The sequence below is a fragment of the Streptomyces sp. SD15 genome, assembly GCF_054462255.1.
The window spans coordinates 33,348-46,092 of the sequence record NZ_JBTLMO010000015.1 but is presented as its reverse complement, the minus strand read 5'-3'; the positions used below and the strand labels follow the sequence as shown (position 1 = coordinate 46,092).

Below are 12,745 nucleotides of genomic sequence, written 5' to 3'. Positions count from 1 at the left end.
GGTATGCCTGTGGCCCTCGGGGCGCGAGAGGCGCGAGTCTCGGCTGTGGTCCACCCTCCGTGAGGGGCGTGAGGAACGGCCCGGGAATGGTGGGGAACAGGCCGGGGCGGGCGCCTCGAAACGGATTTGGGCGATCGGTGGGCGAGCGTGTAATGTCTTCATCGCTCGCCCCAATAGCTCAGTCGGCAGAGCGTCTCCATGGTAAGGAGAAGGTCTACGGTTCGATTCCGTATTGGGGCTCTGGTGTGTGAGGTTCCCGCCGCAAGGCGGGTTCCGATCGCATCACAGCGGTGTAGCTCAGTCGGTAGAGCAAGCGGCTCATAATCGCTGTGTCACCGGTTCAAGTCCGGTCACCGCTACAGACAGTAGCCGATTGTGGGGTCGGTCCTTCGATCGGCTACTCTTCTATGCGTTAATCGTCCTATCCGTTCGTCAAGGAGCACTCCTGTGGCTGCCACCGACGTCCGCCCGAAGATCACGCTGGCCTGCGTGGAGTGCAAGGAGCGGAACTACATCACCAAGAAGAACCGGCGTAACGACCCGGACCGACTGGAGATGAAGAAGCACTGCCCGCGTTGCAATGCGCACACCGCGCACCGCGAGACGCGATAAATCAGGCTCGTACACGAGGCCGTCCCCAGCAACGGGGGCGGCCTCGCGTCGTTCATCGGCCGAGTGGTGCCGTTCGAGCGGACGCCATCGGCCGCCGGTCGGGTGTCGCCCGGGCGGGCACCGGTCATCGGTCGCGTGTCGCCTTGGCGGACGGCGGCCGCCGGTCGAGTGTCGTCCGACACCGACCATTGCCGTGTGTCGTCCGACACCGACCATTGCCGTGTGTCACCGTCGCATCGGACACCGGCCGAGATTCGCTACACCGGTTGAACAACCAGGAGGTGCCGAGCCCATGGCGCTCGACCAGTCCTTCGTGGGGCGGTCCTACCCGCCCACCGACCACTACGAGGTCGGCCGGGAGAAAATCCGCGAGTTCGCGGAGGCCGTGGGGGACACCAACCCGGCGTACACGGACCCGGATGCCGCCAAGGCGCTCGGGTACCCCGATGTGATCGCCCCGCCGACTTTCGTGTTCGCGATCACCTTCAAGGCCGCGGGGCAGGTTATCGAGGACCCTCAATTGGGTCTCGACTACAGCCGTGTGGTCCACGGCGACCAGAAGTTCGCCTACACCCGCCCGGTGCGCGCGGGCGACCGGCTCACGGTCACCTCGACCATCGAGGCGATCAAGTCCATGGCGGGCAACGACATCCTGGACATCCGCGGTGAGGTCCACGACGAGGCGGGCGAGCACGTGGTGACGGCGATCACCAAGCTCGTGGCGCGGGCGGAGGGCTGACCATGACGGCGAAGATCGCATACGACGACGTCGAGGTCGGCACCGAGCTGCCGGCCCAGACCTTTTCCGTGACTCGCGCCACACTCGTGCAGTACGCGGGTGCCTCCGGGGACTTCAACCCGATCCACTGGAACGAGAAGTTCGCGGTCGAGGTCGGCCTCCCCGATGTCATCGCGCATGGCATGTTCACCATGGCCGAGGCGATCCGCGTCGTCACCGACTGGGTCGGCGACCCGGGCGCGGTCGTCGAGTACGGCGTGCGCTTCACCAAGCCGGTCGTCGTCCCGAACGACGACAAGGGGGCGACCATCGAGGTCAGCGGCAAGGTCGCGGTCAAGCTTGACGACAACACCGTCCGCGTCGACCTCACCGCGATGAGCGCGGGCCAAAAGGTCCTGGGCATGTCGCGAGCGGTCGTACGACTGGCCTGACGGCGGTGACACGGGGTGAGAGGTAAGGGGCGTTCGCTGTGGCGGACGTCCCTTACCCGTCCGCCCCTCGCCTGTCGCCCAGGGGGGCACTTGCAACAGTTCCCGGCGGCCCCTTGACGTAGTTAGTTATTGATGACTAACTTACTCGCATGGTCAGGATGAGCGCAGACGAGAGGCGCGAGAGCGTCATCCGCGCGGCGATGAGCGAGTTCGCCCGCGGTGGCTACCACGGCACGTCCACCGAGGCGATCGCCAAGCGCGTGGGTGTCTCGCAGCCGTACCTCTTCCGGCTCTTCCCGGGCAAGAAGGCGATCTTCCTCGCGGCGGCCGAACGCTGCCTGGAGGACACCCGGCGCACTTTCGAGGAGGCCGCCGAGGGGCTGGAGGGCGAGGAGGCTCTGCACTCCATGGCGACCGCGTACACGCGGGTCATTGCGGAGCATCCGGAGCGGCTGCTCATGCAGATGCAGGCGTACGCCGCGGTGGCGGCCGCCGAGGAGGATGGTGACCACGAGTTCGGCCAGGCGGTCCGGGCCGGCTGGATGCGGTGGTGGGACGCGGTCCACCTGCCCCTCGGCGCCGATCGGGGCGAGACCACGGTCTTCATGGCGTTCGGGATGCTCGTCAACTGTCTGGTGGCGATGGGATTTCCGGCCGACCACAGGGTCTGGGAAGGCATCTATCCGTCGGCGCGGGTCAAGGACCGGTCCGAAATCTGAAACAGGCAAGTCCGCGAGGGGGAATCGGGGGGAGGCGGAGGTTGTCGCCTTTCCGTGGATCTCCATGCCATCACAAGTTAGTAATCAATAACTAATCAGTCGGAGTGAATGACTCCTTGGGGGAGCGATGTCTCATCAGACAGCACGTCGTGGGGGAGCAGGATGGGCCCTCGTCATCACCAGCATTGCCGGATTCATGGCGGCCCTCGACAACCTTGTCGTCACCACCGCCCTGCCCTCCATCCGCGAGGACCTCGGAGGCGCGCTGCACGACCTGGAGTGGACCGTAAGCGCGTACACGCTCACCTTCGCCGTGCTGCTGATGTTAGGCGCGGCGCTCGGCGACCGGTTCGGCCGCCGCAGGCTCTTCCTCGTCGGGCTCTCGGTCTTCACCGGTGCGTCCGCGGCCGCGGCCATGGCGCCCGGCATCGACTCGCTGATCGCCGCCCGCGCGGTCCAGGGTGTCGGCGCGGCGATCATGATGCCGCTGACACTGACCCTGCTGACGGCCGCGGTGCCGGCTGCCAGGCGCGGCATGGCGTACGGGATCTGGGGCGCCGTGAACGGACTCGCGGTCGCCTCCGGGCCACTCATCGGCGGCAGCCTCACCGAACACGTGTCCTGGCACTGGATCTTCTGGCTGAACGTGCCGCTGGGCCTCGCCCTGCTGCCGCTCGCCCGACTGCGCCTGGCCGAGTCCCACGGCGCCGGTACCCGGCTCGACATCCCCGGCACGCTGCTCGCGAGCGGCGGTCTTTTCGGGATCGTGTACGGCCTGGTCCGCGGGCCTGCCGAGGGTTGGACCAGCCCCATTGTCCTGACCGGCCTGTTCGCGGGCGCCGCGCTGCTCACCGGCTTCGTCCTCCACGGCAGCCGTGCGAAGTCCCCCATGCTGCCGATGCGGCTCTTCCGCTCCCGCGCCTTCTCCGGGATCAATGCCGCGAGCCTGTTGATGTTCCTCGGGATGTTCGGCTCCATCTTCCTGCTCAGCCAGTACATGCAGGGCGTCCTCGGCTACTCGCCCACCGAGGCGGGCCTGCGGATGCTGCCCTGGACGGGGATGCCGATGCTCGTCGCGCCGATCGCCGGCTATCTCTCCGACCGCATCGGTGGGCGTCCGGTCGTCGCCACCGGGCTCTTTCTGCAGGCGTCGGGGCTCGCCTACTACGCCGTCGTCGTCGCCGACGACGTCTCGTACGCCGCCCAGTTGCCCGCCCTGATCATCAGCGGCCTCGGGATGTCCCTCTTCTTCGCCCCGGCCTCCCATCTGGTCATGTCCAGCGTCAGGCCGCAGGAGCAGGGCCTTGCCTCCGGCGCCAACAACGCCCTGCGCGAGGTGGGCGGCGCGCTCGGTATCGCGGTGATGTCCTCGATCTTCTCCGCGCAGGGCGGTTACGAGTCCGCGCAGACCTTCGTGGACGGGATACGGCCCGCGCTGATGGTGGGGGCCGCGGTGGTCGCCGTCGCGGGAATCGCGGCGCTGCTCATTCCGACCGCGCGGCGCGCGACACGGATGGACTCCGTCGCCTCGGCGATGCCGGAGCGGGCTCTGGAGAGTGCCGCGCAGTGAGTTCGGAAGTCAAACCTAGGTGGTAGAAGTTAGTTCGGAAGCCCCACTCAGGCGGGGGTGGAGGGTTCGGAGGTCAAACTCAGGTGAAGGGTGGAGGGTTCGGAAGTCAGACCCGGGACGCGTGAAGGGTCCAGAAAGCAAACCCCGGCACCCGTCGTGAGTCCGGAAAGCAAACTCTGGATTCGACACCCTCGCGAGCCACGCAGCAACGGCCCCGCCATGACAGGCGGGGCCGTTCTCGTACTCTTGAGCCCGTGCAGGAACTCCACGACGCCCCGCTCGCCCCGCTGACCACCTTCCGGCTAGGGGGTCCCGCGACCCGGCTGATCACCGCCACGACCGACGCCGAGGTGATCGCCGCCGTTCGCGAGGCCGATGACACCGGTACGCCACTGCTGCTCATCGGCGGCGGATCCAACCTGGTCATCGGCGACAAGGGCTTCGCCGGGACCGCCCTGCGCATCGCGACGAGAGGCTTCGCGCTCGACGGCACGAGGCTGGAGCTGGCCGCGGGCGAGGTGTGGACCGACGCCGTCGCCCGCACCGTGGAGGCCGGGCTGGCCGGCATCGAGTGCCTGGCCGGTATCCCCGGGTCCGCGGGCGCGACCCCGATCCAGAACGTGGGCGCGTACGGCCAGGAAGTGGCGTCGACCATCACCGAAGTGATCGCGTACGACCGCGAGACGCGCGAGACGGTCACGTTGACGAACGCCGACTGCGCCTTCTCGTACCGCCACAGCCGTTTCAAGGGCGACCCCGAGCGCCATGTCGTACTGCGTGTCCGTTTCGAGCTGGAGGACGCGGAGGGGCTGTCGGCGCCGATCAAGTACGCCGAGACGGCCCGAGCTCTCGGCGTCGAGCCGGGGGACCGGGTGCCGCTCGCCGCCGCCCGCGAGACCGTCCTGAAACTGCGTTCCGGGAAAGGCATGGTGCTCGACCCCGAGGACCACGACACCTGGTCGGCGGGGTCGTTCTTCACCAATCCGATCCTCACGGACGAGGAGTTCGCCGCGTTCCACGCGCGCGTGGCGGAGCGGCTCGGGACCGAGGTCGTGCCGCCCGCTTACCGGGCGGGCGAAGGCCACACCAAGACCTCCGCGGCCTGGTTGATCGACAAGTCGGGCTTCACCAAGGGCTACGGCGGCGGGCCCGCCCGGATCTCCACCAAGCACACGCTGGCCCTCACCAACCGGGGCCAGGCAACCACCGAGGACCTGCTCGCGCTGGCCCGCGAGGTCGTCGTCGGCGTGCGCGAAGCCTTCGGGATCACGCTGGTCAACGAGCCGGTGACCGTGGGAGTGGAGCTCTAGTAGGAGCCCTCTGGCAGGAGCTTCTAGTAGGAGTCTTCTAGTAGGAGTCCTCTAGTAGGCGACTCCCACGCCCTGCTTGACCGTCCCCCGGTCGTCGATCATCGCCAGCATCGCGTGCGCCACATCGGCGCGTGCGATCGTCCGGCCCTTGAGTGGGGAACTGCCGACGACCGTGCGGTACTGGCCGGTCAGCGGCCTGTTCAACAGCCGGGGTGGGCGGACGGCCGTCCAGTCCGTCGTGCTGCGGGCCAGCTCGTCCTCCATCTCCTTCAGGTCGGCGTAGACGTCCTTCAGGAGCACCGAGATCAGGCCTCGCGCGGCGCGGTCGACGAACGCGTCGCCCTGGGCGGCCGGGCCGACCGGAGCCGCGCTCACCACGATCAGCCGCCGCGCCCCTTCCGCCTCCATGGCGCCCAGCACCGTACGGGTCAGCCGGGTCGCCACCCCGGCTTCCTTGCGGCTGCGGGCGCCGAGCCCGGAGAGGACCGCGTCCCGGCCCGCCACCGCGGGGCGCAGCGCCTCCGGGTCCGTGAGGTCCGCGCGGAACACCTCCAGGCCCGGACCCGTGACGGTCAGCCGCGCCGGATCCCGTACGACGGCCGTGACCTGGTGGCCGGAGTCCAGCGACTGGCGGACGATCTCCTGGCCGATGCCTCCTGTGGCACCCAAGACGGTGAGTTTCATGGCGTGCTCTCCTTGGCGGGATCGAGGTGGGTGAGTATTCACTCACCCTTGTTCACTCCTAGGGTGAGTAAGTACTCACCCACCCGTCAAGCTTGAATGGAGCCGCCATGGAATCCTTGGGTCCCATGCAGCAGAAACCGGCCCGGATCCGCATCCTCGACGCGGCGCACGAGCTCATGCTCACCGTCGGCCTCGCCCGCGCCACGACCAAGGAGATCGCCAGGGCGGCGGGCTGCTCCGAGGCGGCGCTCTACAAGTACTTCCCGAGCAAGGAGGAGCTGTTCGTCAGCGTGCTCAAGGAGCGCCTGCCGCAGCTGGCCCCGCTCCTGGCCAGTCTCGCGGCCGAGCCCGGCCGGGGCACTCTTCTGGAGAACCTCACCGAGATCGCGCGCCAGGCGGCCCTCTTCTATGAGCAGAGTTTTCCGATCGCCGCCTCCTTGTACGCGGAAACCCAGCTCAAGCGCCGCCACGAGGAGTCGATGCGCTCCATGGGCAGGGGCCCGCACATGCCCATCCGGGGCCTGGACGCCTATCTCCGCGCCGAACAGGGCGCGGGCCGGGTCCGAGCCGGTGTAGACACCTACGCCGCCGCCTCGCTCCTGCTGGGCGCCTGTGCCCAGCGCGCTTTCGCCTACGACTCCACGGAGCAGGGCAAGCCGCCGCCCGTCGACGAGTTCGCCACGTCGATCGCGCGCACCCTGCTGGGCGGGATCTCCGTTGCCGACGAGCCCTCGTGACGGTCACGCCGGGGCCATGAGGCACCCCGTGTGCAGCTGAGAGGGACCGAGTTCAGGCCCACGCGCGTACCGGGTGGTGCAGCCGCTCGTCCTGGCCCGCCGTTCACCGGGCCTGTGCCGCCCACGCCAGGACGCTCCTGCACGGCGTCCGCCGCACCGAACCGGACATCGGCTTCCAGGCGTACCCGGCCCACCGCCACGTCAGGCCACCGGGTCCGCCAGCCAGTCGTCGACCCCGGACAGCAGCTTCTTCTTGACGTCCGGCGTCGCCGCCGAGGCCCGTACCGACTGGCGGGCCAGCTCGGCCAGTTCGGCGTCCGTGAAGCCGTGGTGGCGGCGCGCGAACTCGTACTGGGCGGCGAGCCGGGAGCCGAACAGCAGCGGGTCGTCGGCGCCGAGGGCCAGCGGGACCCCGGCCTCGAAAAGCGTGCGCAAGGGGACGTCCTCCGGCTTCTCGTACACCCCCAGGGCGACGTTCGACGCCGGGCACACCTCGCAGGTGATCCCGCGGTCCGCTAGGCGCTTCATGAGCCGCGGGTCCTCGGCTGCGCGCACGCCGTGCCCGATCCGCGAGGCGTGCAGATCGTCCAGGCAGTCGCGGACCGACGCCGGGCCGGTCAGCTCGCCGCCGTGCGGAGCGGCCAGCAGCCCGCCCTCACGCGCGATCGCGAAGGCCCGGTCGAAGTCCCGCGCCATACCGCGCCGTTCGTCGTTCGAGAGGCCGAAGCCGACGATGCCCCGGTCCGCGTAGCGCACGGCGAGCCGGGCCAGGGTGCGCGCGTCCAGCGGGTGCTTCATGCGATTCGCGGCCACCAGGACCCGCATGCCGAGCCCGGTCTCCCGCACGGCCGAGTCCACCGCGTCCAGGATGACTTCCAGCGCCGGGATGAGCCCGCCCAGGCGCGGCGCGTACGACGTCGGGTCGACCTGGATCTCCAGCCAGCCGGAGCCGTCCCTCAGGTCCTCCTCGGCGGCCTCGCGCACCAGGCGCCGGATGTCCTCGGGCGCTCTCAGGCACGAGCGCGCCGCGTCGTACAGCCGCTGGAAGCGGAACCAGCCGCGCTCGTCGGTCGCCCGCAGCTTCGGCGGCTCCCCGCTGGTCAGCGCGTCGGTCAGCGCTTCGGGCAGCCGGACGCCGTACTTGTCGGCCAGCTCCAGCAGCGTCGTCGGCCGCATCGAACCGGTGAAGTGCAGGTGCAGATGGGCTTTCGGCAGTTCAGAGAGATCACGTACGCGCTCCATTCCAGGATCCTGCCGTACGTTCCCGCCGTTCCGGTAGCGCTTTCCCCGTTAGTGGCCTTGCTCGCACGAAGAAGCGGGCCGCCTCCCCGAAGGGAAACGGCCCGCACACGCGCGTGGAGCACGAAAAGGAGATCGGCGCCCTCAGGGGCGTACCCCTGGGACGTACGACAACGTCAGTCCTGCGCCTCGGCCAGCAGCTTCTGGATCCGGCTGACGCCCTCGACGAGATCCTCGTCACCCAGGGCGTACGACAGGCGCAGGTACCCCGGCGTGCCGAAGGCCTCGCCCGGGACCACCGCGACCTCGGCCTCCTCCAGGATGAGCGCGGCCAGCTCGACCGTGTCCTGGGGGCGCTTGCCCCGGATCTCCTTGCCGATGAGGGCCTTGACCGAGGGGTACGCGTAGAAGGCGCCCTCGGGCTCGGGGCAGAGCACGCCGTCGATCTCGTTGAGCATCCGCACGATCGTCTTGCGGCGGCGGTCGAAGGCCTCGCGCATCTTCGCGACGGCCGTCAGGTCGCCGGAGACAGCGGCGAGCGCGGCCACCTGGGCGACGTTGGACACGTTCGACGTGGCGTGCGACTGGAGGTTGGTCGCGGCCTTGACGACGTCCTTCGGGCCGATGACCCAGCCCACCCGCCAGCCGGTCATCGCGTACGTCTTGGCGACGCCGTTGACGACGATGCACTTGTCGGCCAGCTCGGGCACGACCACCGGCAGGGAGTGGAATTCGGCGTCGCCGTAGACCAGGTGCTCGTAGATCTCGTCCGTCAGGACCCACAGGCCCTTCTCGGCGGCCCAGCGGCCGATCTCCTCGATCTGCTCGCGGGTGTAGACCGCGCCCGTCGGGTTGGACGGGGAGACGAAGAGCAGCACCTTGGTGTTCTCGGTGCGGGCGGCCTCCAGCTGCTCGACCGAGACGCGGTAGCCGGTGGTCTCGTCGGCGACGACGTCCACGGGGACACCGCCGGCGAGGCGGATCGACTCCGGGTACGTCGTCCAGTACGGCGCCGGGACGATGACCTCGTCGCCCGGGTCGAGGATCGCGGCGAAGGCCTCGTAGATGGCCTGCTTGCCGCCGTTGGTGACCAGGACCTGGGCGGCCTCCACCTCGTAGCCGGAGTCGCGCAGGGTCTTCGCGGCGATCGCGGCCTTCAGCTCGGGAAGGCCACCGGCCGGGGTGTAGCGGTGGTACTTCGGGTTCTTGCACGCCTCGATGGCGGCGTCGACGATGTAGTCCGGGGTCGGGAAGTCGGGCTCACCGGCGCCGAAGCCGATCACCGGACGCCCAGCGGCCTTGAGGGCCTTGGCCTTGGCGTCCACGGCGAGGGTGGCGGACTCGGAGATCGCGCCGACTCGGGCGGAGACCCGGCGCGCGGTGGGAGGGATTGCAGCGCTCATGGGGCCCATCGTTTCAGACTGGAAACTCCCCCGGCACGCGGGTTTCACAGACTGAACAACAAGAGAACAACCGTCCGGATCGCGACCTCCCGCCGGTCGATCTTCGGCGGACAAAGCCCGTACGGACACTTTCTGTTCGACGACCGGCCCCGGACCACGTACACTCTCACCTCGTTGGCCCTCACGGGCCGCACTCAGCCGGTGCACACCAAGCACTCGGATGGATGCGGTACGTTGGGGGAAATCAAAGGGTCGTAGCTCAATTGGTAGAGCACTGGTCTCCAAAACCAGCGGTTGGGGGTTCAAGTCCCTCCGGCCCTGCTACACACTCCTTCGCCAGGAAGTGTGCGCATGTACGTACTGCAATGCACCGCCGTGCGGCTCAACCGGGCGCGGCACGGCCACGACCCGGAATCAGGTGAGGACGAGTGACGGACGCCGTGGGCTCCATCGACATGCCTGATGCCGAGGCGCCCGAGTCCAATAAGAAGGCCCGTAAGGGCGGTAAGCGTGCCAAGAAGGGCCCGCTGAAGCGCCTTGCCACCTTCTACCGCCAGATCGTCGCGGAACTCCGCAAGGTCGTCTGGCCGACTCGCAACCAGTTGACGACGTACACCACAGTGGTGATTGTCTTCGTCGTCATCATGATCGGTCTGGTCACCGTGATTGACTATGGACTCGACCACGCCGCCAAGTACGTCTTTGGCTGAGCCAAGAGCGAAGGGCGCCGTCACCGGCGCCCCTTTCGCGTGTTCCACCCCCATGTATCCAGGAAGAAGCAGCCACCGTGTCTGACCCGAACCTGAACGACGCCATCGAGTCGGTCGAGTCCGTTGACGACGAGCTCGACATCGTCGAGGGCGCGGACGTCGAGGACGAGGTCGAGGCTGCCGACGCTGCCGCCGGCGAGCCCGCCGAGGAAGCGGCCCTGCACGTCGAGGACGAGTCCGGTGAGGACGTCGAGGACGAGGACGTCTCCGAAGAGGCCCTCGCCGTCGAGGACGTCGAGGCCGAGGACGCCGACGAGGCGGAGGCCGAAGAAGAGGCCGAGCCCGTCGACCCCGTCACCGCCCTGCGCGAGGAGCTGCGCACGCTCCCCGGCGAGTGGTACGTCATCCACACCTACGCCGGTTACGAGAACCGCGTGAAGACCAACCTCGAACAGCGCGCTGTCTCGCTGAACGTCGAGGACTTCATCTTCCAGGCCGAGGTGCCGCAGGAAGAGGTCGCGCAGATCAAGAACGGCGAGCGCAAGACGATCAAGCAGAACAAGCTCCCGGGCTACGTCCTGGTCCGCATGGACCTGACGAACGAGTCCTGGGGCGTCGTCCGCAACACCCCCGGCGTCACCGGCTTCGTGGGCAACGCCTACGACCCGTACCCGCTGACCCTGGACGAGATCGTCAAGATGCTCGCCCCGGAGGCCGAGGAGAAGGCCGCCCGTGAGGCCGCCGAGGCCGAGGGCAAGCCCGCTCCGCAGCGCAAGGTCGAGGTCCAGGTGCTGGACTTCGAGGTCGGCGACTCGGTCACCGTCACCGACGGTCCGTTCGCCACGCTGCAGGCGACCATCAACGAGATCAACGCCGACTCCAAGAAGGTCAAGGGCCTGGTGGAGATCTTCGGCCGCGAGACGCCGGTCGAGCTGTCCTTCGACCAGATCCAGAAGAACTAGCACCTTCTGGACGTAAGTCTTCCGAACAGGTCAGGCAGGCTCTCGCAGCCGGTCTGACCTGCTCGGTTTTTGGCCGCGCAGGGATACCCGTTATCGTTGTGCGGTATGCCTCCATCCGGATCATTGGTTCGGGTGAAGGCAGCCGTCTGGGGCAACTCGGACGTAGGAAGGCGAAAACGAAAGAGGACCCGGAATGCCTCCCAAGAAGAAGAAGGTCACGGGGCTTATCAAGCTCCAGATCCAGGCCGGCGCCGCCAACCCGGCTCCGCCGGTCGGCCCCGCGCTGGGCCAGCACGGCGTCAACATCATGGAGTTCTGCAAGGCCTACAACGCCGCGACCGAGTCGCAGCGCGGTTGGGTCATCCCGGTGGAGATCACGGTCTACGAAGACCGCTCCTTCACCTTCGTCACCAAGACGCCGCCGGCCGCCAAGATGATCCTCAAGGCCGCGGGTGTCGAAAAGGGCTCCGGCGAGCCGCACAAGACCAAGGTCGCCAAGATCACCCAGGCGCAGGTCCGCGAGATCGCCACCACCAAGATGCCCGACCTCAACGCCAACGACCTGGACGCCGCGTCGAAGATCATCGCCGGCACCGCCCGTTCCATGGGCATCACGGTCGAGGGCTGACACCCACCTTCGTAGGAACCATGCGGCTTCGGCCGCACGTGGCAGGGCCTGCTCGGTCCGTACCACGACTCCTCAGAACACACAGGAGCAGTAGTGAGCAAGCGCAGCAAGTCTCTCCGCGCTGCGGACGCCAAGATCGACCGGGAGAAGCTCTACGCCCCGCTCGAGGCCGTCCGTCTCGCCAAGGAGACCTCCACCTCGAAGTTCGACGGCACCGTCGAGGTCGCCTTCCGTCTGGGTGTCGACCCGCGCAAGGCCGACCAGATGGTCCGTGGCACCGTGAACCTCCCGCACGGCACCGGTAAGACCGCCCGGGTCCTGGTCTTCGCGACCGGTGACCGTGCCGAGGCCGCACTCGCCGCGGGCGCCGACATCGTCGGCTCCGACGAGCTCATCGACGAGGTGTCGAAGGGCCGTCTGGACTTCGACGCCGTCGTCGCCACCCCGGACCTCATGGGCAAGGTCGGCCGCCTCGGCCGCGTCCTCGGCCCGCGTGGTCTGATGCCGAACCCGAAGACCGGCACCGTGACCCCGGACGTGGCCAAGGCCGTGACCGAGATCAAGGGCGGCAAGATCGAGTTCCGCGTCGACAAGCACTCGAACCTGCACTTCATCATCGGCAAGACCTCGTTCGACGAGACCAAGCTGGTGGAGAACTACGGCGCCGCGCTGGACGAGATCCTTCGTCTGAAGCCGTCGGCCGCCAAGGGTCGCTACATCAAGAAGGCCGCGATCAGCACCACGATCGGCCCCGGCGTTCCGATCGACCCGAACCGCACCCGCAACCTCCTCGTCGAGGAGGACCCGGCCGCCGTCTGAGCCTCCCGCTCACCGCAGGCCGCGTCGCATACGCGTTCTTGGCACGGGCCCCGCAACCTTTCGAGGTGCGGGGCCCGTCCCCATTTCCGGAGATGTTTCCGGAGACCTTCAGGGGCCGCCGCCGGGGGATTCCGGGACACAAAATCCGGATACGTGTGTCAGTGGGCTGCGCTAGCGTGCAG

14 protein-coding genes and 3 tRNA genes are annotated in these 12,745 nt (G+C 68.3%); 14 read left to right on the top strand and 3 right to left on the bottom strand.

The genetic code is table 11. The features are described 5' to 3' along the window. Positions 1-167 precede the first annotated feature (167 nt). The 8 genes from ACX28W_RS16960 (at position 168) to ACX28W_RS16925 (ending at position 5,381) form a co-directional block, all read left to right on the top strand. A tRNA-Thr gene (locus tag ACX28W_RS16960) sits at positions 168-240 on the top strand. A gap of 46 nt (positions 241-286) precedes the next feature. Next, positions 287-359 (top strand) — tRNA-Met (locus ACX28W_RS16955). Positions 360-447: 88 nt separating this feature from the next. Continuing rightward, positions 448-612, top strand: a complete 165-nt coding sequence (rpmG, locus tag ACX28W_RS16950) for a 50S ribosomal protein L33 (RefSeq protein ID WP_004571794.1) — start codon at positions 448-450, stop codon at positions 610-612. A 292-nt stretch (positions 613-904) separates the two neighbouring features. Continuing rightward, a complete protein-coding gene (locus tag ACX28W_RS16945) occupies positions 905-1,351 on the top strand; it encodes an FAS1-like dehydratase domain-containing protein (RefSeq protein ID WP_458999784.1) in 447 nt (148 codons plus the stop codon). A 2-nt stretch (positions 1,352-1,353) separates the two neighbouring features. Further along, positions 1,354-1,782, top strand: coding sequence for a MaoC family dehydratase (locus tag ACX28W_RS16940; protein WP_458999783.1), 429 nt, complete (start codon positions 1,354-1,356; stop codon positions 1,780-1,782). A gap of 149 nt (positions 1,783-1,931) precedes the next feature. Next, a complete protein-coding gene (locus tag ACX28W_RS16935; RefSeq protein ID WP_458999782.1) occupies positions 1,932-2,501 on the top strand; it encodes a TetR/AcrR family transcriptional regulator in 570 nt (189 codons plus the stop codon). A gap of 127 nt (positions 2,502-2,628) precedes the next feature. Continuing rightward, the gene (locus ACX28W_RS16930; protein ID WP_458999781.1) at positions 2,629-4,071 is read left to right on the top strand and encodes a DHA2 family efflux MFS transporter permease subunit; all 1,443 of its coding nucleotides are present in this window, start codon (positions 2,629-2,631) and stop codon (positions 4,069-4,071) included. A 176-nt stretch (positions 4,072-4,247) separates the two neighbouring features. Then, positions 4,248-5,381, top strand: a complete 1,134-nt coding sequence (locus tag ACX28W_RS16925) for a UDP-N-acetylmuramate dehydrogenase (RefSeq protein ID WP_458999913.1) — start codon at positions 4,248-4,250, stop codon at positions 5,379-5,381. 51 nt (positions 5,382-5,432) lie between these two features. Here the strand turns inward: ACX28W_RS16925 and ACX28W_RS16920 are convergent, their stop codons facing one another. Next, complete coding sequence (locus tag ACX28W_RS16920; protein WP_458999780.1) at positions 5,433-6,065, bottom strand: NAD(P)-dependent oxidoreductase; 633 nt, start codon at positions 6,063-6,065, stop codon at positions 5,433-5,435. Between the two features lie 125 nt (positions 6,066-6,190). On the opposite strand from ACX28W_RS16920, the gene ACX28W_RS16915 reads away from it, so the two are divergent. Next, positions 6,191-6,802, top strand: a complete 612-nt coding sequence (locus ACX28W_RS16915) for a TetR/AcrR family transcriptional regulator (protein ID WP_458999912.1) — start codon at positions 6,191-6,193, stop codon at positions 6,800-6,802. A 201-nt stretch (positions 6,803-7,003) separates the two neighbouring features. On the opposite strand, the gene ACX28W_RS16910 is transcribed toward ACX28W_RS16915, so the two are convergent. Together ACX28W_RS16910 and ACX28W_RS16905 are read right to left on the bottom strand one after the other, a co-directional pair. Beyond that, positions 7,004-8,044 (bottom strand): adenosine deaminase, encoded by a 1,041-nt coding sequence (locus tag ACX28W_RS16910; protein ID WP_458999779.1) that lies wholly within the window; start codon positions 8,042-8,044, stop codon positions 7,004-7,006. Positions 8,045-8,217: 173 nt separating this feature from the next. Then, positions 8,218-9,444: a pyridoxal phosphate-dependent aminotransferase gene (locus ACX28W_RS16905; protein ID WP_458999778.1), complete on the bottom strand. Its 1,227-nt coding sequence runs from the start codon at positions 9,442-9,444 to the stop codon at positions 8,218-8,220. Positions 9,445-9,692: 248 nt separating this feature from the next. Between ACX28W_RS16905 and ACX28W_RS16900 the strand changes: the two genes are divergently transcribed. From ACX28W_RS16900 to rplA, 5 genes are all read left to right on the top strand, one after another. Further along, positions 9,693-9,765 (top strand) — tRNA-Trp (locus ACX28W_RS16900). A 107-nt stretch (positions 9,766-9,872) separates the two neighbouring features. After that, positions 9,873-10,154, top strand: a complete 282-nt coding sequence (gene secE / locus ACX28W_RS16895; protein ID WP_362065376.1) for a preprotein translocase subunit SecE — start codon at positions 9,873-9,875, stop codon at positions 10,152-10,154. Between the two features lie 77 nt (positions 10,155-10,231). After that, positions 10,232-11,116, top strand: coding sequence for a transcription termination/antitermination protein NusG (nusG, locus tag ACX28W_RS16890; protein ID WP_362065378.1), 885 nt, complete (start codon positions 10,232-10,234; stop codon positions 11,114-11,116). Between the two features lie 193 nt (positions 11,117-11,309). Continuing rightward, positions 11,310-11,744, top strand: coding sequence for a 50S ribosomal protein L11 (rplK, locus tag ACX28W_RS16885; RefSeq protein WP_095853122.1), 435 nt, complete (start codon positions 11,310-11,312; stop codon positions 11,742-11,744). 93 nt (positions 11,745-11,837) lie between these two features. After that, complete coding sequence (gene rplA, locus ACX28W_RS16880) at positions 11,838-12,563, top strand: 50S ribosomal protein L1 (RefSeq protein ID WP_458999777.1); 726 nt, start codon at positions 11,838-11,840, stop codon at positions 12,561-12,563. The last annotated feature ends 182 nt before the right edge of the window (positions 12,564-12,745 follow it).